This window comes from Chryseobacterium ginsengisoli (assembly GCF_039542325.1).
GTDB classification, from domain to species: domain Bacteria; phylum Bacteroidota; class Bacteroidia; order Flavobacteriales; family Weeksellaceae; genus Chryseobacterium; species Chryseobacterium ginsengisoli.
Map to the genome: position 1 here is coordinate 744,838 of NZ_BAABHX010000002.1, position 19,469 is coordinate 764,306.

General features: G+C 33.7%; 23 protein-coding genes and 1 riboswitch. Of the genes, 10 read left to right on the top strand and 13 right to left on the bottom strand.

Features of this window, described 5'->3' with window-relative positions:
- Window positions 1-106 precede the first annotated feature (106 nt).
- Entirely contained in the window at window positions 107-1,618 is a 1,512-nt protein-coding gene (locus ABD940_RS08405) for an NAD(P)H-hydrate dehydratase (RefSeq protein ID WP_345202306.1), read from the bottom strand.
- A 208-nt stretch (window positions 1,619-1,826) separates the two neighbouring features.
- Between ABD940_RS08405 and mscL the strand changes: the two genes are divergently transcribed.
- Window positions 1,827-2,264, top strand: a complete 438-nt coding sequence (mscL, locus tag ABD940_RS08410) for a large conductance mechanosensitive channel protein MscL (RefSeq protein ID WP_345202308.1) — start codon at window positions 1,827-1,829, stop codon at window positions 2,262-2,264.
- Between the two features lie 69 nt (window positions 2,265-2,333).
- On the opposite strand, the gene ABD940_RS08415 is transcribed toward mscL, so the two are convergent.
- The gene (locus ABD940_RS08415; RefSeq protein WP_345202311.1) at window positions 2,334-3,293 is read right to left on the bottom strand and encodes a D-2-hydroxyacid dehydrogenase; all 960 of its coding nucleotides are present in this window, start codon (window positions 3,291-3,293) and stop codon (window positions 2,334-2,336) included.
- Between the two features lie 92 nt (window positions 3,294-3,385).
- Complete coding sequence (locus ABD940_RS08420) at window positions 3,386-3,793, bottom strand: LNS2 domain-containing protein (protein ID WP_345202638.1); 408 nt, start codon at window positions 3,791-3,793, stop codon at window positions 3,386-3,388.
- 255 nt (window positions 3,794-4,048) lie between these two features.
- Here ABD940_RS08420 and ABD940_RS08425 point away from each other — a divergent pair, with 255 nt between their 5' ends.
- From ABD940_RS08425 to gcvT, 4 genes are all read left to right on the top strand, one after another.
- Window positions 4,049-4,648: a Pr6Pr family membrane protein gene (locus ABD940_RS08425; protein WP_345202313.1), complete on the top strand. Its 600-nt coding sequence runs from the start codon at window positions 4,049-4,051 to the stop codon at window positions 4,646-4,648.
- 107 nt (window positions 4,649-4,755) lie between these two features.
- Window positions 4,756-5,265 (top strand): isopentenyl-diphosphate Delta-isomerase, encoded by a 510-nt coding sequence (gene idi, locus ABD940_RS08430; RefSeq protein WP_345202316.1) that lies wholly within the window; start codon window positions 4,756-4,758, stop codon window positions 5,263-5,265.
- 4 nt (window positions 5,266-5,269) lie between these two features.
- Window positions 5,270-5,746 carry a hypothetical protein gene (locus ABD940_RS08435; protein ID WP_345202318.1) on the top strand — a complete coding sequence of 159 codons (477 nt, stop codon included), beginning with the start codon at window positions 5,270-5,272 and terminating at the stop codon, window positions 5,744-5,746.
- 15 nt (window positions 5,747-5,761) lie between these two features.
- Window positions 5,762-6,838, top strand: coding sequence for a glycine cleavage system aminomethyltransferase GcvT (gene gcvT / locus ABD940_RS08440; protein WP_345202320.1), 1,077 nt, complete (start codon window positions 5,762-5,764; stop codon window positions 6,836-6,838).
- A 77-nt stretch (window positions 6,839-6,915) separates the two neighbouring features.
- On the opposite strand, the gene ABD940_RS08445 is transcribed toward gcvT, so the two are convergent.
- Window positions 6,916-7,359 carry a hypothetical protein gene (locus ABD940_RS08445; protein ID WP_345202322.1) on the bottom strand — a complete coding sequence of 148 codons (444 nt, stop codon included), beginning with the start codon at window positions 7,357-7,359 and terminating at the stop codon, window positions 6,916-6,918.
- Window positions 7,359-7,715, bottom strand: a complete 357-nt coding sequence (locus tag ABD940_RS08450) for an arsenate reductase family protein (protein ID WP_345202325.1) — start codon at window positions 7,713-7,715, stop codon at window positions 7,359-7,361. The genes ABD940_RS08445 and ABD940_RS08450 overlap by 1 nt, the downstream gene beginning before the upstream one ends.
- A 126-nt stretch (window positions 7,716-7,841) precedes the next feature.
- Between ABD940_RS08450 and ABD940_RS08455 the strand changes: the two genes are divergently transcribed.
- The 3 genes from ABD940_RS08455 (at window position 7,842) to ABD940_RS08465 (ending at window position 10,597) form a co-directional block, all read left to right on the top strand.
- Window positions 7,842-8,309 carry an acyl-CoA thioesterase gene (locus tag ABD940_RS08455; protein ID WP_345202328.1) on the top strand — a complete coding sequence of 156 codons (468 nt, stop codon included), beginning with the start codon at window positions 7,842-7,844 and terminating at the stop codon, window positions 8,307-8,309.
- 1 nt (window position 8,310) lies between these two features.
- A complete protein-coding gene (locus ABD940_RS08460; RefSeq protein WP_345202330.1) occupies window positions 8,311-9,183 on the top strand; it encodes a sugar phosphate isomerase/epimerase family protein in 873 nt (290 codons plus the stop codon).
- Window positions 9,184-9,193: 10 nt separating this feature from the next.
- Window positions 9,194-9,261, top strand: a riboswitch (Fluoride riboswitch).
- A gap of 31 nt (window positions 9,262-9,292) precedes the next feature.
- Window positions 9,293-10,597, top strand: a complete 1,305-nt coding sequence (locus tag ABD940_RS08465; protein WP_345202333.1) for a voltage-gated chloride channel family protein — start codon at window positions 9,293-9,295, stop codon at window positions 10,595-10,597.
- A gap of 121 nt (window positions 10,598-10,718) precedes the next feature.
- On the opposite strand, the gene ABD940_RS08470 is transcribed toward ABD940_RS08465, so the two are convergent.
- The 8 genes from ABD940_RS08470 to ABD940_RS08505 form a co-directional block, all read right to left on the bottom strand.
- Window positions 10,719-10,904 (bottom strand): hypothetical protein, encoded by a 186-nt coding sequence (locus ABD940_RS08470; protein WP_345202335.1) that lies wholly within the window; start codon window positions 10,902-10,904, stop codon window positions 10,719-10,721.
- A 167-nt stretch (window positions 10,905-11,071) separates the two neighbouring features.
- Window positions 11,072-12,313, bottom strand: a complete 1,242-nt coding sequence (locus ABD940_RS08475) for an MFS transporter (RefSeq protein WP_345202337.1) — start codon at window positions 12,311-12,313, stop codon at window positions 11,072-11,074.
- Window positions 12,314-12,393: 80 nt separating this feature from the next.
- Window positions 12,394-13,959 (bottom strand): ribonuclease Y, encoded by a 1,566-nt coding sequence (rny, locus tag ABD940_RS08480; RefSeq protein WP_345202340.1) that lies wholly within the window; start codon window positions 13,957-13,959, stop codon window positions 12,394-12,396.
- A gap of 246 nt (window positions 13,960-14,205) precedes the next feature.
- Window positions 14,206-14,487 carry a cell division protein ZapA gene (locus ABD940_RS08485; RefSeq protein ID WP_345202343.1) on the bottom strand — a complete coding sequence of 94 codons (282 nt, stop codon included), beginning with the start codon at window positions 14,485-14,487 and terminating at the stop codon, window positions 14,206-14,208.
- Window positions 14,487-14,789 (bottom strand): hypothetical protein, encoded by a 303-nt coding sequence (locus ABD940_RS08490; RefSeq protein WP_345202345.1) that lies wholly within the window; start codon window positions 14,787-14,789, stop codon window positions 14,487-14,489. The genes ABD940_RS08485 and ABD940_RS08490 overlap by 1 nt, the downstream gene beginning before the upstream one ends.
- Window positions 14,790-14,928: 139 nt before the next feature.
- Complete coding sequence (porT, locus tag ABD940_RS08495) at window positions 14,929-15,711, bottom strand: type IX secretion/gliding motility protein PorT/SprT (RefSeq protein WP_345202348.1); 783 nt, start codon at window positions 15,709-15,711, stop codon at window positions 14,929-14,931.
- Window positions 15,712-15,714: 3 nt separating this feature from the next.
- Complete coding sequence (ubiE, locus tag ABD940_RS08500; protein WP_345202350.1) at window positions 15,715-16,446, bottom strand: bifunctional demethylmenaquinone methyltransferase/2-methoxy-6-polyprenyl-1,4-benzoquinol methylase UbiE; 732 nt, start codon at window positions 16,444-16,446, stop codon at window positions 15,715-15,717.
- Window positions 16,447-16,449: 3 nt separating this feature from the next.
- Entirely contained in the window at window positions 16,450-17,019 is a 570-nt protein-coding gene (locus tag ABD940_RS08505) for a hypothetical protein (RefSeq protein WP_345202353.1), read from the bottom strand.
- Window positions 17,020-17,122: 103 nt separating this feature from the next.
- Between ABD940_RS08505 and ABD940_RS08510 the strand changes: the two genes are divergently transcribed.
- The gene (locus tag ABD940_RS08510) at window positions 17,123-18,190 is read left to right on the top strand and encodes a 3-oxoacyl-ACP synthase III family protein (RefSeq protein ID WP_345202356.1); all 1,068 of its coding nucleotides are present in this window, start codon (window positions 17,123-17,125) and stop codon (window positions 18,188-18,190) included.
- A gap of 67 nt (window positions 18,191-18,257) precedes the next feature.
- On the top strand, window positions 18,258-19,463 hold the full coding sequence (locus ABD940_RS08515) for a metallophosphoesterase (protein WP_345202358.1): 1,206 nt from the start codon (window positions 18,258-18,260) through the stop codon (window positions 19,461-19,463).
- Window positions 19,464-19,469: the final 6 nt, after the last annotated feature.

Genomic DNA, 19,469 nt, shown 5'->3' on the forward strand with positions numbered 1-19,469 from the left:
AAGGCAAGTTTGTGATTACAGACTTGCCTTTCTTTTTTATAGAAACAGATGCTTTTTAAATTAATTTTTAATTGATTATCAATTAGCTTTCTTTGTTAAAAAATAATTATAGTGCTCTTTCCACTTTTGTATTTAATTCTGTGAAAACACTTCCGAATTCATTAATAACATCTGTCGGAAGCATAGATTCTTTAGAATATTTTTCGGCTGCAAATTCTGCCGCTCTTCCATGAAACCAAACTCCTAAGATTGCACTTTCTTCTTCTGTATAATGCTGCGCTAAAAATGATGTCAAAATTCCGGTCAGCACATCTCCACTTCCCCCTTTTGCCAATCCGGAATTGCCAGTAATATTATAAAAGACATTTCCTTCAGGAGTTATAATCTGTGTATGATGATCTTTTAAAACAATGTAAATTTCAAGTTCTTTTGATTGTTTTTTTGCTAATTCAAGTCTTTCGAAAGAGTTTTTTGTTGTTCCGAATAGTCTTTCAAATTCTTTCGGATGTGGCGTTATGATTGATTTTTTAGGAATTAATTTTAAATTCTTTTTATCTTGAGAAATAATGTTCAGCGCATCTGCATCTAAAATCAATGATTTGGAATAATCTTTTAAAAACTTCAGAAAATTATTCACTGTTTCATCATTTGTTCCTAAACCAGGTCCAATTCCATATACTGTACCTTCCTCAACTTTAAAATCATTCACAAAATCCTTTCCGCCTTCTATGAACATTGCTTCAGGATTGGAGGTCTGCAAAATTTCATAACCACATTTCGGAGCAAGCGTGAAAGTCAATCCTGCTCCTGTTTTGAGCGCAGATTTTGTTGCAAGAGCTGCAGCACCTATTTTACCATAACTTCCGCCAACAATCATTACTTTTCCGTAAGTGCCTTTATGTGAAAAATCATCTCTTAATTTAAAAATATTTTTAACTCTGTCATTAATAACGAAATTTTTAGTTTCTGTTTCGTCAATGTATTCTCTGCTTAAGTTTATATCTAAAATCTGAACTTTTCCTGTATATTTTCCTGTTTCCGTATGAAGAAAAGTTTTTTTCCAAAATTGAAAACTCAAGGTAAAATCTGCTTTAAAAATTGTAGATTCTTCAGAAGAAATCGCATCGGCAAAAAGTCCGGAAGGAAGATCTATTGAAACCTTAATATTCGTTTTTAAATTTAAAAATTCGACCAGTTCTTTAAATTCACCTTCCAAATTTCTCGATAATCCCGTTCCAAAAAGTGCATCAATAATCACCGTTCTGCTGTCAAAACGATAATCTTTAGCTTCCTTAAATTCTCTGACAGTTATTCCTGAAATCTCCTTAAGATCTCTAAAATTATTATTCGCATCTGTAGAAAATTTCGCTTTGGAATTGGTAAAGACATCTATATCAAAACCTTTTAAATACAACATTCTAGCAATAGCAAAACCGTCTCCTCCATTATTTCCGTTACCACAGAAAACAGCAAAATTTCTATGATTTTTACAGTTTTCTGAAATCCAGTCAACACAGGCTTGTGCAGCTCTTTCCATTAACTGAATTGAAGGAATATGTTCATTCTTTATTGTATACTCATCACAATTGCGAATCTGTTCTGCTGTGAAAATTTTCATATATGTAGCTGTTTTTTTTGTATCAGAAGCAATTTACAAAAAGTATATTTAAAATACTTTAAATATAGATAACCAGATTTGTTAAATTTAAAATATTCTTATTTTATAATAATTCACTTATATTTAATCATAAAAAAGTGAAAATTATATTTTTTTTCGTACCTTAAACCTTACTTTTGTGATAATAATACTTAAAAAAATATAAATTATGGGATTTGTTAAAGAATTTAAAGAATTTGCCATTAAAGGTAATGCGTTTGACTTGGCAGTCGGTGTAATCATCGGTGGAGCTTTCGGGAAAATTGTTACAAGTGTTATCGATGATTTGATCATGCCGATTGTAGCTGCAATTGTAGGAAAACCGGATTTCAGCAGCATTTATTTTGCAATGGGTAAAGGCTCAGAAAATATTCCAGCAGGAGCAACGCTTGCAAAAGCTAAAGAAATTGCACCCGATGCAGCTATTTTTGCATACGGTAATTTTATTACAGTAGCTATTAATTTCCTTTTACTTGCGTTTGTAGTTTTCCTAATGGTAAAAGCTATCAACAGAATGAAAAAAGCTGAAGTTGCAGCTCCAACAGCACCTTCAGCAACAGAACAACTGCTTGCTGAAATTCGTGACGAACTGAAGAAAAAGAACTAAGAAATAAAATTATAAATAAAATTCCGGCACAACTTCGTTGCGCCGGAATTTTTATATTTCAACAAAAAATTATTGAATCTGTAAAATACTTGAAATTTGTTCAGCCAAAGAAAGCCCGATTCTATCCTGCGCTTCCAAAGTTGATGCTCCTGTGTGTGGAGTTAAAGAAATTTTTGAATGATTCAGAATTTCTTTTGAAGGCGTTGGTTCGTTGATGAAAACATCTAATCCTGCAAACTTTACTTTTCCTGAATCTAAAGCCTCAATTAAAGCAGTTTCGTCGATCACTCCTCCTCTAGAACAATTCACAATCGCAACTCCATCTTTCATCATATCAAATTCATTTTTACTGATCATGTAGCCGTCTTTTTGAGCCGGAACGTGAAGTGTAATAAAATCTGAATGTTTTAAAACATCCTGAAGCGGTTCTGTTTCAATATCAACATTAATGAATTGATTATTGTAAAAAGTTACTTTAATGCTTGCTTTTCCAATATTATTATCTGCAGCAATCACTCTCATTCCAAGACCTAAAGCGATTTTTGCCACTTCCTGCCCGATTCTTCCCATTCCAACAATACCGATGGTTTTTCCTTTCAGTTCGATACCTGCAGCGTAAGCTTTTTTCAAACTTCCAAACTCAGTATCACCTACTAAAGGCATTTTTCTATTCGAATCCTGCAAAAATCTTGCTCCTGAAAATAAATGTGCAAAAACCAGCTCAGCAACCGATTCCGAAGAAGCCGAAGGTGTATTGATTACATGAATTCCTTTTTCTCTTGCATAATCTACATCGATATTATCCATTCCTACTCCACCTCTTCCGATGATCTCAATAGACGGACAGCTATCAATAATATCTTTTCTCACCTGCGTCGCACTGCGTACCAAAATTGTACGGATCTTGTGCTCATTAATGTAATCTACCAAAAACTCCTGTGGAACTTTTGTAGTAATCACCTCAAAACCTTTCTCTGTCAAGGCATCAATACCAGATTGATCCAAGCCATCGTTTGCTAAAACTTTCATAAAACTTTTTATAGATTTAATAATTGAAAAAATTAAAAGATTTAAAATTATTTATCATAATATTTAATCGTTTAATCTTTGCGCCAAATTTTTTATTCTTCTTCTTTGAAAACTTCGATAGTAACCTGTTTTTCCACAAGATCCGTGAATCTACCTTTGTATCTCGTAGCTCTCACTAAGTGATTATCGATCCAATGGTAATTTCCACCTCTTGGTTTTCCACACAAAACACTGTGATATTTGAATCCGTGTTTGTCTAGCCAATCGATTGTAACTTGCTTAAGATTTTCAGTTCTTGAAGTGAAAAAACAAATTTGATGACCTTCATCATACCATTTATTAATCGTTTCCAAAGCATCAGGAAAAGGCTCACAAGTGACCATTCTTTCCGGTTCTTCGTTGGGAACGTCCTCCGTGATCGTTCCGTCAATATCAATAAGATAGTTTTTTACGCCGTCCTTAAGAATCGGACTAATGTGCTCTATATACTCTAATTCCATCATAAAAAATTGAATTGCAAAGTTACGGTTTTTAGCCCAAATGAACCCGTTAAACTTAGTTTATATTAAATTTTTCCAGATAAATTGCTATTTAAGGAATAAAATCAATTGATAATTTATATTTTCTACAATTACAGTTAAAATTTTTATTTATATAATAATATGAGTCATCGCATCCTTTTAGATCATTAAATATTTACAAAATATAAAATCATTTTTTTATTTTATATTTGATAATCACAACATTATTAAACCATGAAAAAAACATTAGCATTACTTTTTTGTCTGATAGGATGGTTTGCTTTAATTGGTCAATATTATTTAACGATAGAAAATAGAACCACTTCTATTTTGGAAGCTAATTTTCGATTTTTTACCTATTTTACTATTCTTACTAATATAATTGTCAGTGTTTATTTCACCGTTTTGGCTTTTAAAAAGAATCCAAATCAAAAATCAGGAATTTTGACGGCGATTACAGTTTATATTACTGTTGTAGGTTTTATTTATCAAATTATTCTTCGTGGAACTTGGCATCCAACAGGTTTCCAGAGACTTATTGATGAATTACTTCATAGCGTAATGCCTGTTCTTGCTATTATTTTTTGGTATTTATTTGAAAATAAGGCTAATTTGAAATACAGTCAAGTTCCAAAATGGACGATATTTCCTATCCTTTATCTCATTATCATATTGATCCGTGGAAGTTTGTCTGGATTTTATCCTTATCCATTTGTTGATGTAACTAATTTAGGATTTACAAAAGTTCTGACAAATTCTCTTTGGATTTCAGTTTTCTTCATCGGTTTATCTATGCTTTATATTAAAATCGGGAAATTGATAGCCAAAAGTTAGGATCAAAGGCTCAATTTTATCTTAAATTTTTACAATTTAATCCTTGAAAAGTATGATGTTTTACCAAAAATTTCCAAAATACATTTATTAAACTTACATTTGTAGAAATGGAAGAATTCGTAGTTTTAGTAAATTCTCAAGACGAAGTTTTAGGTTTAATGGAGAAGCAGCAAGCCCACATCAACGGCTTATTGCATCGCGCTTTTTCTGTGTTTTTATTTAATAGTAAAGGTGAAATGCTTTTACAGAAAAGAGCTTCGGAAAAATATCATTCTCCACTGAAATGGACAAATGCTGTTTGTTCGCATCCAAGAATTGAAGAAACTTATCTTGAAGGAGCAAAACGAAGAGTAAAAGAAGAACTGGGAATTGACGTTGAGCTTTCAGAAAAATTCGATTTCATTTATAAAGCGGATGTGGGAAACGGACTTTGGGAGCATGAATTAGACCATGTTTTTGTGGGAACCTTTGAAGAAGAATTTCATTTAAATAAAGATGAAGTGGATGAAGTAAGATACATTTCCCTTGAAGATCTGGACAAAGAAATGTCCGAAAACCCTGGAAACTTTACAGAATGGTTTAAGATCATTTTAGAAGAATACAAACACCATTTTTAAATTGATGAAGAAAATAATTCTAACATTATCTTTTTTTTTAGGATCTTTTGCATGGGCTCAGTCGGTTCCGACGAAAGTTTATGAAAACGACAACTACTCCATTACTCTTCCCGAAGGCTGGAAAGTAACGAATGACAGCGACATCATTAATATTTTCCCTAGTAATCAGATCGGGGCGATCACAATTTCAGAATATCACGACCTGAATCTTCCGAAAACGGAAACCAAGAAATTCATTCTTGCGCTTTATAAATCTTCCGACGACGAAAAGAAGATTAAAAGTAAAAGCGGCAAAAAAGGCTACACAGAATATTTCTACGAATATCTCGACGAAAAAGAAAAGTTATTCTGGATCACAAAGGTTTTACAGAAAGATAAAGATTTGTTCCTGGTTACAATAAATTGCGAACAAAAATACTGGAACGGAAATTATGTAAAGCTTTTCAATGAAGCTTTTGACAGTTTTAAAATAAAGAAATAGAAATAAAATTTAAATATGAAGAAAACAGCATTGTACGACAAACATGTTTCTTTAGGAGCTAAAATCGTACCTTTCGCAGGATTTGATATGCCTGTACAATACTCAGGAGTTACTGAAGAACATTTCGCGGTAAGAGAAAAAGCAGGTTTGTTCGACGTTTCTCACATGGGACAATTTTTCATCGAAGGTGCAGGTTCTAAAGAACTTTTACAATTCGTTACCACAAATAATGTAGACGCTCTGGAAAACGGAAAAGCTCAGTATTCTTGCCTTCCAAACGAAAACGGAGGAATTGTGGACGACCTTATCGTTTACAAAATGGAAGACGATAAATATTTCGTGGTTGTAAATGCTTCAAACATTGATAAAGACTGGGATCATATTTCAAAATACAATACTTTCGGGGCAAAAATGACGAATGCTTCAGATGAGATGTCATTATTGGCAGTTCAGGGCCCGAAAGCGACTGAAATTCTTCAGAAGTTAACAGAAACTAACCTTTCAGAAATTCCTTACTATCACTTTACAGTTGGTTCTGTTGCTGGAGTAAATGATATAATTATCTCAAACACAGGTTATACAGGAAGCGGTGGCTTTGAGATCTATTTCAATAATGAATCTGCGGAAAAACTTTGGGACGCGATTATTGAAGCAGGTAAAGAAGAAGGAATTATTCCTTGTGGATTGGCTGCAAGAGACACTTTAAGACTTGAAAAAGGATTCTGTTTGTACGGAATGGATATCGACGATACAACTTCACCCATTGAAGCTGGATTAGGCTGGATCACTAAATTCGATAAAGATTTTGTGTCTAAAGATACTTTCGCAAAACAGAAGGAAGAAGGTGTTACAAGAAAATTAGTTGGTTTTGAATTAACGGATAAAGGTGTTCCAAGACACGATTATCCTGTTGTAGATGCAGAAGGAAACGTAATCGGTAAAGTAACTTCAGGAACTCAGTCTCCAATGAAAAAGGTTGGATTAGGATTGGCTTATGTCGATAAACCTTACTTCAAACTAGGTTCTGAAATTTTCATTCAGGTAAGAAATAAAAATATTCCTGCAAAAGTGGTGAAAACTCCTTTTGTATAGTTGAATATTCTTAAAATAAAAAAGCCGCCTTGTCTATATTGATAAGGCGGTTATTTTTTAGAAACCTTTTTTAAACCTCAATTGGAAATATATTTTACTTTGGATGCGCCATTTTCAATATTAAGGTTTAGTCTTTCAATTAAAAAACGGATATCCTGCAAAAAATTATTCTTCAGATATTTCTTTATTATATCATGTATCCCATATATTTTTTGGTAAAATTCAGGATTTTTCACTAATTCGGCTTCCAATTCTAGCAACTTTAACCGTAAAGATTTTATTTCGATAAATTTGTCATACTCTTTCCAAAAATCCAATAAGGTCAGATCAAGCTGTAACACCTTTTCAATTTGTCTTAGCAATCGTATTTCATCATCAAGTACATCAATAGCATCTTCACCTGTTATCACCGTATTTAATCCGTTTCTATGATCGAAATCGTAATAGCGTATCAATTCCGAATATTCAGATTGAGGCTCTTCAACATCAAAAACAAAATAAATTTCCAAACCTAAGCTCATTACTCATTCACACCAAAAAATTCCTGCAAAGCTTCAACATTTTTCTTATCATTCCCAACGAAAATTTTATCATCTGTGATAAAAACAGGGCGCTTCAAAAAAGTATAATGATCTAATAATAATTCCTTGAAATCCTTTTCTGTTAAAGACTTTGCATCCAGTTCTCTTAATTTAATTTGAGTAGATTTTTTACTGAAAAGCGACTCGTAAGATTTCGTTTGTTTGTACATTTCTTCCAACTCTTCTTTTGTGATCGGCTCTTTTTTAATCTCGCGAAGTTCCCAATCTGTAAGGTCGAATTTTGCTAAAATTTTTCTGCAAGTGTCACACGTATTAAGATAAAATACTTTTTTCATTATTATTTTTAAGTCTGTTATTAATTAAAATTCATCTTCATTCAACTTTCGGACTTCAAAAGTAGGATTTAATCCATTATTTTGAAAATTATTAAATACCTTTATTCAATCAAATTTTTAGTGGAAATGGAAAACAAACCTATTACTTTTCAGTTTATTTCGGAGCCTTCGGATGTCAATTATGGAGGAAATGTACATGGAGGAAGTGTGATGAAATGGATCGATCAGGCAGGTTATGCATGTGCAACGACCTGGAGCGGAAATTATTCCGTAACGGTCTACGTTGGTGGAATACGTTTTTATGAGCCTATTAAAATTGGGGAAATTGTAAAAGTAGAAGCACAGGTTATTTACACAGGTTCTTCGAGTATGCATATTTCGATCAACGTTTTTTCGAGAAATCTAAAACAGCCAAATTTCGATAAGAAAACTCATTGTATTATTGTTTTTGTTGCAGTTGATGAGAATGGTAAAAAACTTCCTGTCCCAAAATGGATTCCCGAAACCGAAGAAGAAAAACAACAGGAAAAATATGCAAAACGTCTGATGGAATTAAGAACGCAGATTGAAGACGAAATGAAACCTTTTTTATAGAATGCAGCGAAAAGACTTTCTCAAACTTTCTTCTTTAGGATTTTTAGGTTTGTATTCTTGTGGAATATCAATTTTTAAAAGCAATAAAAAAACGTTGGCAATTCAATTATATACAGTTCGAGACGCTGTTTCAGAAAATCTGGAAAAGACTTTGGAACGATTGGCAAATCTAGGTTTTACAGAATTAGAAATCTACGGTTATAGCGGAACTTTTTTTGGAAAAAACAGAAATGAATTTCAAGCTATTCTAAAAAATGTTGGTTTAAAAGTCATCAGCTCACATCACACCACCGGAATTCTTCACAAAGAGCAGGGAACTTTATTAAACAATTGGGAAAAATCTGTGGAAGATTTACAATTTGTCGGCTCAAAATATATGGTCTGTTCTTATCTTTTTCCGGAAGAGCGAACCATTGAAAATTATAAAAAACTTCCTGAATTACTTAATAAATCTGGAGAAATAACGAAAATGTCAGGAATCCAGTTTGCGTATCATAATCATGATTTTGAATTCGAAAAGTTTGATGATCAACAAAATATTTATGATTTTATCCTAAAAAATTCTTCATCAGATTTAGTTAAAATGGAACTTGATTTATATTGGATTTCCAAGGCTGGAATTGATCCGTTAATTTATTTTGAAAAATATCCGAAAAGGTTTCCCTTGTGGCATGTGAAAGATATGAAAGCCGAAACAAAAAACTTTGCAGAAATCGGAAACGGAACCATTGATTTTAAAAGAATTTTCGAAGCCAGAGAAAAAGCAGGTCTTGAGCATTGGTTTTTGGAACAGGATTCCAGTAATAAAGATATTTTTGAAAGTATCAAAATGAGCCGTGATTATATCATGAAAAACGATTTCTATTTAAAATAATACCTATATTTGTATCAAAGGAAATGGTGTTCTTCCTTACCCAACCGCTTTTCAAAAGCTGATGACGCCTGATTAAGAGATTATTAACAGTAATTTGATCAGGAATATTATGTCTAAAATTCAACGAAACTTTAGCTCAAAAACAAAACTTCACACAAGATTTTTCTTCAGAAAATATCCGGCTTTACCATATATTTTAAAATGGCTTTCTATAAGTCTTATCATCGGAGCATTAGTAGGAACGGCTTCTGCAGGCTTTTTACAGTCTTTGGAATGGGCGACAAATTTCAGAGAAAATCATATTTGGTTGATTGTTTTTCTTCCGCTTGCAGGTTTTTTGGTAGGGCTTTTATATTATTATTTCGGAAAAGATGTAGAAGGCGGAAATAATCTACTGCTCGAAAATATTCATGAGCCTAAGCAAATTATTCCTTTTAAAATGGCACCTTTTGTTTATTTAGGAACAATTATCACTCACTTTTTCGGTGGTTCAGCAGGTCGAGAAGGAACAGCTTTACAAATGGCAGGTGCAATTGCGGATCAACTGACAAAACCTTTTAAACTTGATCAAAATGAAAGAAAAATATTAATTATTTCTGCCATTGCAGCAGGTTTTGGCTCTGTTTTCAGGACACCTTTAGCCGGAGCCGTTTTTGGTCTGGAAGTTTTTTTAATCGGAAGAATTCGTTATAATGCGATTTTTCCAGCATTTGTTTCTGCAATTCTGGCAGACTGGACAACAAGTCTTTGGAATGTAAAACATACGCATTATCATATCGATTTTATTCCAAAACTTGAATTTTTGCCAATTTTATACAGCATTTTAGCAGGAATTGCATTCGGAATTTGTTCAGCTGCTTTCAGTAAACTTATTCATTGGATGGGTTCTGTTTTTAAATTAGAAATAAAATATCCTCCGTTTCGTCCTGTTATAGGTGGAATTATTGTTGCAGTCGCAGTTTTTGCGATGGGAACAACAAGATACATTGGGTTGGGAATTCCAACAATTTTAGAATCTTTTGAAAAGCAACTTCCACTATACGATTTTGCTTTAAAAATGATTTTTACAATAGTTACGCTTTCGGCTGGTTTTAAAGGTGGAGAAGTGACTCCTTTGTTCTTTATCGGGGCAACTTTAGGAAGCGCTTTGTCGTTATTTATTCCTCTTCCGTTTTGTCTATTAGCCGGAATGGGATTTGTCGCGGTTTTCGCAGGGGCAACCAATACTCCACTCGCTTGTATATTGATGGGAATTGAATTATTTGGTGCAGAATGTGGAATTTATATAGCCATTGCCTGTATTGTATCTTATTTGTTTTCAGGAAATAACAGTATTTATACGAAACAGAAAATCGGGGAAGCAAAAAACAGGAGATTTGAAAGTCTTAATGATAAAAGTTTTTCAGATCTGTAATTCAGGTATTTACAAATCTTCCACATCTTAATAAATTACAAAAACCTTCTGGAAGGTCCCAAAAGGCTTTTGCGTATTAAATGTGGAAATGTTTATTTCTAGTTGAAATAATTCTATTTGATTAGCAGGTAATTACCTGCGGACAAGCAATATAAGATGAGCAATACTTCGGACCTGTAACGGCTCCTGTACAACTGCAGCCGCATAATGACAAATCTGGAGTTCCAATTTTTCCAACTCCTCCAACGATGTTTTTAAGATCGTCTTTTCTAAGCTTCTTAGCGTTTTTTAAAATGTTGTTTTGCATTGTGATTTGATTTAGATTATAGAATAGTTTGGTGATTTTTCAAAGTTAAACAAATATTAATTATTCAACGCATAATTTAATATTAAATTTTATAATTTGTTTATTTCATTGAACTTATTAATATTATAACGCTGAATTATGTATAAATATTTCTTAAACAGTCATAATTATTCTGTAAATTCTAAATCCTTATCATGGGTTTCAGAGATCGTTAATGACGAATAAAAAGCCAAACCAAACACAATAATTCCAACAATGGCAGCACTCATAATCACCGAAACATCTTTCTTAAAAAAGTCAAAAGCAAATATCATCACAGGGACCAATCCACGAACCATATTCGGAACAGTAGTCGTTGCCGTATTTCTGATATTTGTCCCAAACTGTTCGGCAGCAAGCGTCACAAACATTGCCCAATAACCTGTTCCCAAACCTAACCAAACACAGAAAATATAATATTTTGTCTCTGAGTTTGTATTTCCAAAAAGCATAATGGCAACGCCGACAATTGTAAAAGTCAACATATAGAAAATTGCCATTTTACGGGATTTTAAAAGATGAGAAATGAATCCACTCGTAAAATCTCCTATAGAAATTCCTACATAAGCCCACATAATTGCTTTTCCCGGACTCACGCTTTCAATCCCCATTTCAGGAGCAAATTGGTTGGCTAAAACAGCTAAAATTCCAATACAATACCAAGTTGGCAACCCGATAGCAATACATTTTAAATATCTTATCAAACGATCTTTATTCGTAAAAAACGAAAGAAAATTTCCTTTTGAGACAGATTCATGTTCAATATTTTTATAAATCCCAGATTCGGAAACGCTGATTCTTAAAAACAATAAAAGAATACCTAAAACTCCACCTATGATGTATGAAATATTCCAACCTCCGGCTAATTCTACGGTTAACTGAGCAACAACGGCACCCATTAATCCAAAGCCTGCAACAACTGAAGTTCCAATTGCCCTTAAATTCTTCGGTAGACTCTCAGAAACAAGTGTAATTCCGGCTCCAAGTTCACCGGCAAGTCCAATTCCTGCAATGAATCTTAAGCCTGCATATTGATATACTAAATGTTCTTTTGGAAAATAAGGTAAAAATCCACAAGCAATATTTGCCAAAGAATATACTAAGATCGAACCAAATAAAACGGACAATCTTCCTTTTTTATCTCCGAAAATTCCCCAGAAAATACCACCAATCAATAAACCGATCATCTGAGCATTTAAAATAAATGTTCCGTCGACATCTGGATTTAAGCCTAAAGCCTTTAAACTCGGAATCCTCACAATACCAAACAAAAGAAGGTCGTATATATCTACGAAATAACCTAAAGCCGCAATAACGACAGGAATAGAAAAAATAAGTCTCATTTTTGAAGATAGAGAAAGTTCTTGCATTTTGGATTTTTAAATTTTGCTAAAAATAAAAAACCTTTCAATTTCTTGAAAGGTTTTTATGAATTATCTTTTTTCGATTATTATCTCGCAATATTCACAGCTCTCGTTTCTCTGATCACCGTTACTTTCACTTGTCCTGGATAAGTAAGTTCGTTTTGGATTTTTTCCGAAATGTCGTAAGATAACTGAGAAGCAACTTCATCATTTACTTTTCCACTTTCTACCATTACTCTCAACTCTCTACCTGCCTGAATTGCATAAGCTGAAGATACTCCTTCAAAGCTTAATGCTGCAGATTCAAGGTCTTTTAATCTTTGGATATAAGATTCCAAAACCTGTCTTCTTGCTCCCGGTCTTGCTCCTGAAATTGCATCGGCAACCTGAATAATTGGAGACAATAATGAAGTCATTTCAACTTCGTCGTGGTGAGCTCCGATTGCGTTAACAACCTCTGCATTTTCACCATATTTTTCTGCCCATTGCATACCTAATAAAGCGTGAGGAAGTTCAGATTCCTGCTCCGGAACTTTACCGATATCGTGTAAAAGACCTGCTCTTTTAGCCAATTTTACATTTAATCCTAGTTCTGCAGCCATTGTTGCAGCGATATTTGCTACCTCTCTCGAGTGCTGTAATAAGTTTTGTCCGTAAGATGAACGGTATTTCATTCTACCTACGATTTTGATCAATTCCGGGTGTAATCCGTGGATTCCTAAATCAATGATCGTTCTTTTACCAACTTCAATAATCTCCTCCTCGATCTGTTTTCTTGTTTTTTCTACAACTTCTTCGATTCTTGCAGGGTGAATTCTACCATCTGTAACCAATCTGTGAAGTGATAATCTTGCGATCTCTCTTCTTACCGGATCGAAACATGATAGAAGAATTGCTTCCGGAGTATCATCAACAATAATTTCTACACCTGTAACTGCTTCCAAAGCACGGATATTTCTACCCTCTCTACCAATAATTCTCCCTTTTACCTCATCAGATTCAATATTAAATACTGATACTGAGTTTTCGATAGCCTGCTCTGTTCCGATTCTCTGAATTGTCTGGATAACGATTTTTCTCGCTTCTCCTTTTGCATTCAGTTGAGCTTCTTCCATAATGCTCTGAACGTGCGCCTGAGCTCTTGTTTTCGCTTCTGCTTTTAAAGATTCTACCAATTCAGCTTTTGCTTCTTCTGCAGAATAATTAGAGATTTTTTCTAAAATTTCAACCTTTTTAGCTGTAGCAGTGTCTAATTCCTGTTGTTTTCTTTCTAAAATTTCTGTTTTTTTAGAATAATCTGCAATTTGCTTGTCCAGATCTTTTTCAAGTTTTCCTGTCTTGCTAAGCTCGTCATTCAACTTGTTCTCTTTATCCTTCGTTCTCTTTTCTATCTCCTGCATTTTCTTTTCACGAGCTTGAATATCTGCATCATGCTGAGATTTTAGCTCCAAGAATTTCTCTTTAGCCTGAAGGTTTTTCTCTTTCTTTATGGATTCCGCTTGTACGTTAGCTTTTTCTATAAGGTTTTCGGCATTCTTTTTTGCATCATCAATGATGAATTTTCCTTTAGTATTCAATGAGCTTTTAGAGAATAAAATCCCCGCTACAGCACCGACTACTAAACAAACAACGCCGATTATAACTTCTATCATAATTTATATTGAGTTTTAATTGTATTCATATCCTTTTAATTTTTTACATAAAAAAGCCCACAATAATCCAGGGATTGAGAGTAAACTCCTAATCAACACGATTTGAACTGATTTCCACTGTCTGTAATCCGGAGAACCGGCACGCCATTCACTGGACATTTGTTCGGTAATTGTTTAGCGTTGAGTTTACCTTAAATGTGTTAGAATTATTGTAGGCAGATCTGTTGGGAAAAAAAATCTATTTCCCTATTTTTCATTCAGCGATTGATTAATTTGTGTTAATCTTTCGTTGGTAGAATTTATTGTTTTATCGTAGTTCATAGACACCACTTCCGCATTGGTTCCCAATTTAAGGGCACACATTGCCAAAGCATCCTGTTTGTCTCTCACATCGAAGTTTTGTTCAAAATCTTTAATCATACTTTCAATCTGCTTCCCTACTTTACGCAAAGTTTCTTCCTCTGCTGCCGGTACGTTCAGCGGATACACCCTTCCTGCAATGTTGATGGTTATTCTTCTTACCTCCATTATAATCCACTGTTTTGAAGCTGCGCAATACAGAAATCTACTTCTTTTACCAATCTGTTGATGTGATTTTTCATCAATCTGTTATGCTCAGGATTTCCTGATATTGCTGAATAAAGTTTTATATTTTTTTGTTCTTCTGCTAATACCTGACTTTTTTTTCTTTCCTCATCATATTTCTTCTTCAGGTCTTCATGCTCAATACTTAATTCCGAGAACTTTTCAGTAAGATTTTTATAATTCTTTTGTAATAATAAAATCTTTTTTTCTAATTCTGAAAAATTATTTTCTAAATCTTGAAGCATTTCAGGTTTTGTATATTCTAACTATTAGCAAAAATAACAAAATATTAATACTAACAAAAATAAAACGGTCTATATTTTGACATCAAATAAAAAAGGAGACACAAAATGTATCTCCTTCTTGTATTTATAAGCTATTTTCTTATTCAAATTTCAATACGAAAAATATTGCTCTTGTCTGTAAAGTAGACATTGCAGAAGTCCAGTATGGAGGTGTAGTCGCATTATCTGCCACAATTTCATTATTCATAATGAATGTCCCTCTTACTGCAGGAGTCAGTTTAAACTTATTAAAGTAAAACTGGATTCCCATTTCAGCAGACCAAGCAAAGTTGTGTGTTGTTGATCTGAAAACCTGCTGCATGTTATCATCAGTAGAATCTGAATTCGACTGTAGATTTACGATATAGTTCACACCGGCTGCAACGTAAGGTCTTGAGTTGTACCATCTGTTTCCGTGGAATTCTAACAATACAGGAACGTCAACCAACGTAGTTTTGATCTCTCTTACTCTATCTTTTTCCGTTAACGGCATTGGAATAAAAGCATCGTTCGTCAAAGTACCTGCAGCATACTGGTCATTTGATTGTGTGTTGAAAGTCAACTGTCTCTGACCAAATTGTAACCCTGGTTCTAATCTTAAATCCAAGAAATCATTCAGTCTCCATTTTGCGATCAAACCCGCCCCGAAACTGTAGCTTTCTTTCGATGTAACAAGATTCTGATTATTATTCATACCATATCTAGGATTCAAAACGATACGGTAGTCTAGTCTGTTACCATTCAAATAAAAACCCCAACTGAATTTTTGCTCATCAAAGTCTTCCAACTTATCCATTCTGTTACGAGTTCTGAATTGCGCGTTTGCTAAAACTGCAACATTTACTGAGGCTAAAACCAGTGCTTTTAATAAAAATTTATTCATAGGTTACTTTGTTGCTTTATAAATTGTGGCTATACCTAAACTAAGTTTTTTATATTCAACTTTTTTAAATCCTGTATCTAAAAGAATTTGTCTCATCTTTTCCCCGAAAGGAAAAGCATTCACGGAATCCGGAAGGTATGTATACGCCCTGTTATCTTTGGAAACCAGTCTGCCGATGGCAGGTAATATATTTTTGAAATAAAACATATAAAATGGCCCTAAAAACCCCTCAACCTTTGAAAACTCCAGTATGTAAACACTCTTGTTATCCTTAACTACTCTTCTTAATTCTGCCAAACCTTTGGTAAGGTTTTCAAAATTCCTTACTCCAAATGCAACGGAAACAGCATCGAATCTATTGTCCTCGAAAGGCAACTTTTCTGCATCCCCCTTTTGCATGGAAATTTTGCCGTCTAATTTAAGTTTTTTTATTTTAATAACGCCAACATTTAACATTTGTTGCGATAAATCTAAACCAATTACTTTTGAACCTGTTCCCTTTTCAATCGTAATTGCCAAATCTCCCGTTCCTGTAGCCACATCCAGCACTTCCTGCGGATTATCATTTTTCATCCATTTCACCAAAGTATTTCTCCATAAAACATCAATTTTCAGAGATAAAACACGATTCAGAAGATCGTATTTTGGTGCAATATTGTCGAACATATCCTCTACCTGACTCTTCTTTGTAGCTTCAGAATTGTAGGGCGTAATTTTAGTAATATCTTTTGTCAAAACTTAAAACTTGTAATATTCTTTATAATAATTAAGGTAATCCTGTTTTCTGAAGATCTTTGATCTCGATTCTACCTGCTGAATGTTTTTGATCACTTTATCATAATCCTCATCCACATTGTAGTAAAAATCATCAGTAAATAATTTATTGAAGCGTCTTGCCGCTCCAAAATATGCTTTTCCGTCGATCACAGTCTTATCAAGCGCCAAAAGTAATGAATCTTTTTTAAGATTGTATCCATAATATTGATCATTGATATAATAATCCTGATGTGCAATATTAATTAAACCACGAATTTTATTCACTTCAAACGCAGAATCGAATAATAATTTTTTATTCTGGTCAAAAACTTTAATAGAATTTTTTCCTTTATTCAAATCTACAGGAACAGTCTGCCCTCCTGCAATAGTTCCTTCGGAGCCGTCATTTATTTTATAGTAAAATGTATTGGGAGTAGGATTATCTACCACATAAGAGTTCTTTTTCGCTAAAAAAAGGAAGTAGATCCCAAAGGCAACGATAAACGCCACAACTGCAATAAGTAAGCCTTTTAAGGACGGGTTGTTTTTCATAAGATTGTAAAGTACAATTTTTGCAAATTTAATAATATTTTTAATTCTTCGTTATTAATATTAATTATTAACTTTGCATCTTTAAAAAAAATCATATAAACGAATGCCGAATACGATCATTATTGGTTCTGGATCTTATCTTCCCAACAGGATTATTGGAAGAGACTTTTTTCTTGATTCAGAGTTTTATTCAGAAGACGGAGTGAAGATTGATAAACCTGCAGAGGAAACTATTGCAAAATTTGTAGAAATTACAGAGATAGAAAACAGGAGATTTATTGATGAAGATCTTTCAAATTCACAAATCGGTTACGAGGCTGCAAAGATTGCTATTGCAGACGCGAAAATAGATCAGGAAGAATTAGATTATATTATTTACGCAAGTAATTTCGGAGAAGTTACTGTAAACGGATACGCCGACTTTATGCCGACAATGGCTGCGAGAGTAAAGAACAAATTAGGTATCAGAAACAGAAAATGTATCACTTATGATATGCTTTTCGGATGTCCTGGATGGGTGGAAGCTATGATTTTGGCAGATAATTTAATCAAAGCTAAAGTTGCCAAAACTATTTTGGTAATCGGCGCTGAAACTTTAAGCAGAGTAACTGATCCACACGACAGAAACAGAATGATCTTTGCGGACGGAGCCGGAGCGGTAGTTGTAAAAGCGACTGATGAGGAAAATGTAGGAATCATTGCTCACAATACAATCTGTGACAACGGTATCGAACTTGATTATTTGGCAAATGGTCCTTCAATCAACAAGGATTCTGACCAGACTCGTTTATTTGTAAGAATGCAGGGTAGAAAAATATATGAATACGCTTTGAAAAATGTTCCTGCAGCTATTAAAGAAACTATCGAAGACGCAGGTCTTTCTATTGAAGATATCAACAAAATTTTGATTCATCAGGCAAATGCTAAAATGGATTATGCAATGATCGAAAGACTTCACAAGCTTTATGATGTGAAAGATTACGACCATTCTGTTTCTCCAATGACGATCCAAGACTTTGGAAATTCGTCTGTTGCAACAATTCCTACCATGTTTGATTTAATAATTAAAGGAAAAATGGAGGGTCAAACGTTTAAAGAAAAAGGTAACATTGTAATGACTTCGGTTGGAGCCGGAATGAACATCAATGCTATCGTTTACAGATTTCCTTAATAATATTAATTTAAAATATAAAAAAAGCACAGGGAAATAATTCTTTGTGCTTTTTTTAAACTTAATTATGCAAAGAAATTTTTTAATAATTGCGGTTATCTTCCTTTTTTTGGAAGTTTATATTTATCAGGCAATAAGAACTTTAACGGATAATTCCTGGATAAGAACCGGCTATTGGGTTGCTTCTTTACTTATTTATGGATTTTTCGCATACGAAATTATGCATTTTCAGAAGTCCGACAGAAGTACCGTGAGAATGCAAATAACCATTTCCTTATTTCTGATTTTTATTTTGCCTAAAGTTTTCATCGTTTTATTTTTATTAATTGATGATATTTTCAGAACGGGAAGTTATCTGATAGGATTCGCAAAACCGACAGAAAACTTTTTTCCGGAAAGAAGAAAGTTCTTAAGCTTGGTTGGATTAGGTTTGGGAGGCGTTCTTTCTGCCCTTTTCATCGATGGAATCACTTTTGGAAAATACCGTCACAAAGTGAGAAGAGTAAGAATAAACTTTACCAACCTTCCAAAAAGTTTCAAAGGCTACAAAATCATACAGATTTCAGATGTCCACAGCGGAAGTTTTTCTGATCCGAGTAAATTGGAACACGCGATTAATTTAATTAATGAGCAAAATCCTGATTTGGTTTTATTTACGGGAGATATGGTGAATAATGTAGCGGAAGAATTCAAACCGTTTATTCCACTATTTTCTAAAATAAAAGCGAAAGACGGGAAACTGGCTGTTCTTGGAAATCACGATTATGGTGATTACATAAATTGGGCTTCACCTGATGCGAAAAAACAAAATCTTGAGACATTAATCGACTACGAAAGACAAGCCGGATTCGATATGCTTCGAAACGAACACAGAATTATCGAAAAAAACGGCGAAAAATTATACATTCTTGGCGTTGAAAACTGGGGATTGAAACCTTTTCCACAATTCGGAAGATTAGACGACGCCTTAAAAGACGTTCCTAAAGATGCTACAAAAATATTAATGAGCCATGATCCCACTCACTTCGATTACGTTGTTAAAAAGCACCCAACAGACATTCATTTGACACTTTCGGGTCATACACACGGAATGCAGTTTGGTCTGGACTTGAAAAATGTAAAATGGTCACCGGTTCAGTATAAATATCCAAAATGGGCGGATTTATATGAAAGTGAAGGAAAAATGCTTTATGTAAACAGAGGCTTTGGAGTTTTAGGATATCCTGGAAGAGTTGGTGTTTTGCCGGAAATTACGCTTTTTGAATTGGCTTAGTTTAAA

Excerpts from the sequence above, each read along its gene's own strand:
- rny (WP_345202340.1), bottom strand. The coding sequence starts at position 13,959 with ATGATAGAAGTTATAATCGGCGTTGTTTGTTTAGTAGTCGGTGCTGTA.
- ABD940_RS08460 (WP_345202330.1), top strand. The coding sequence starts at position 8,311 with ATGCAGCGAAAAGACTTTCTCAAACTTTCTTCTTTAGGATTTTTAGGT.
- ABD940_RS08490 (WP_345202345.1), bottom strand. The coding sequence starts at position 14,789 with ATGCTTCAAGATTTAGAAAATAATTTTTCAGAATTAGAAAAAAAGATT.
- ABD940_RS08450 (WP_345202325.1), bottom strand. The coding sequence starts at position 7,715 with ATGAAAAAAGTATTTTATCTTAATACGTGTGACACTTGCAGAAAAATT.
- ABD940_RS08405 (WP_345202306.1), bottom strand. The coding sequence starts at position 1,618 with ATGAAAATTTTCACAGCAGAACAGATTCGCAATTGTGATGAGTATACA.
- ABD940_RS08455 (WP_345202328.1), top strand. The coding sequence starts at position 7,842 with ATGGAAAACAAACCTATTACTTTTCAGTTTATTTCGGAGCCTTCGGAT.
- ABD940_RS08415 (WP_345202311.1), bottom strand. The coding sequence starts at position 3,293 with ATGAAAGTTTTAGCAAACGATGGCTTGGATCAATCTGGTATTGATGCC.
- ABD940_RS08425 (WP_345202313.1), top strand. The coding sequence starts at position 4,049 with ATGAAAAAAACATTAGCATTACTTTTTTGTCTGATAGGATGGTTTGCT.
- ABD940_RS08420 (WP_345202638.1), bottom strand. The coding sequence starts at position 3,793 with ATGGAATTAGAGTATATAGAGCACATTAGTCCGATTCTTAAGGACGGC.
- porT (WP_345202348.1), bottom strand. The coding sequence starts at position 15,711 with ATGAATAAATTTTTATTAAAAGCACTGGTTTTAGCCTCAGTAAATGTT.
- ABD940_RS08515 (WP_345202358.1), top strand. The coding sequence starts at position 18,258 with ATGCAAAGAAATTTTTTAATAATTGCGGTTATCTTCCTTTTTTTGGAA.
- idi (WP_345202316.1), top strand. The coding sequence starts at position 4,756 with ATGGAAGAATTCGTAGTTTTAGTAAATTCTCAAGACGAAGTTTTAGGT.
- ABD940_RS08470 (WP_345202335.1), bottom strand. The coding sequence starts at position 10,904 with ATGCAAAACAACATTTTAAAAAACGCTAAGAAGCTTAGAAAAGACGAT.
- ABD940_RS08505 (WP_345202353.1), bottom strand. The coding sequence starts at position 17,019 with ATGAAAAACAACCCGTCCTTAAAAGGCTTACTTATTGCAGTTGTGGCG.
- ABD940_RS08445 (WP_345202322.1), bottom strand. The coding sequence starts at position 7,359 with ATGAGCTTAGGTTTGGAAATTTATTTTGTTTTTGATGTTGAAGAGCCT.
- mscL (WP_345202308.1), top strand. The coding sequence starts at position 1,827 with ATGGGATTTGTTAAAGAATTTAAAGAATTTGCCATTAAAGGTAATGCG.
- ABD940_RS08465 (WP_345202333.1), top strand. The coding sequence starts at position 9,293 with ATGTCTAAAATTCAACGAAACTTTAGCTCAAAAACAAAACTTCACACA.
- ABD940_RS08435 (WP_345202318.1), top strand. The coding sequence starts at position 5,270 with ATGAAGAAAATAATTCTAACATTATCTTTTTTTTTAGGATCTTTTGCA.
- ABD940_RS08475 (WP_345202337.1), bottom strand. The coding sequence starts at position 12,313 with ATGCAAGAACTTTCTCTATCTTCAAAAATGAGACTTATTTTTTCTATT.
- gcvT (WP_345202320.1), top strand. The coding sequence starts at position 5,762 with ATGAAGAAAACAGCATTGTACGACAAACATGTTTCTTTAGGAGCTAAA.
- ABD940_RS08485 (WP_345202343.1), bottom strand. The coding sequence starts at position 14,487 with ATGGAGGTAAGAAGAATAACCATCAACATTGCAGGAAGGGTGTATCCG.
- ABD940_RS08510 (WP_345202356.1), top strand. The coding sequence starts at position 17,123 with ATGCCGAATACGATCATTATTGGTTCTGGATCTTATCTTCCCAACAGG.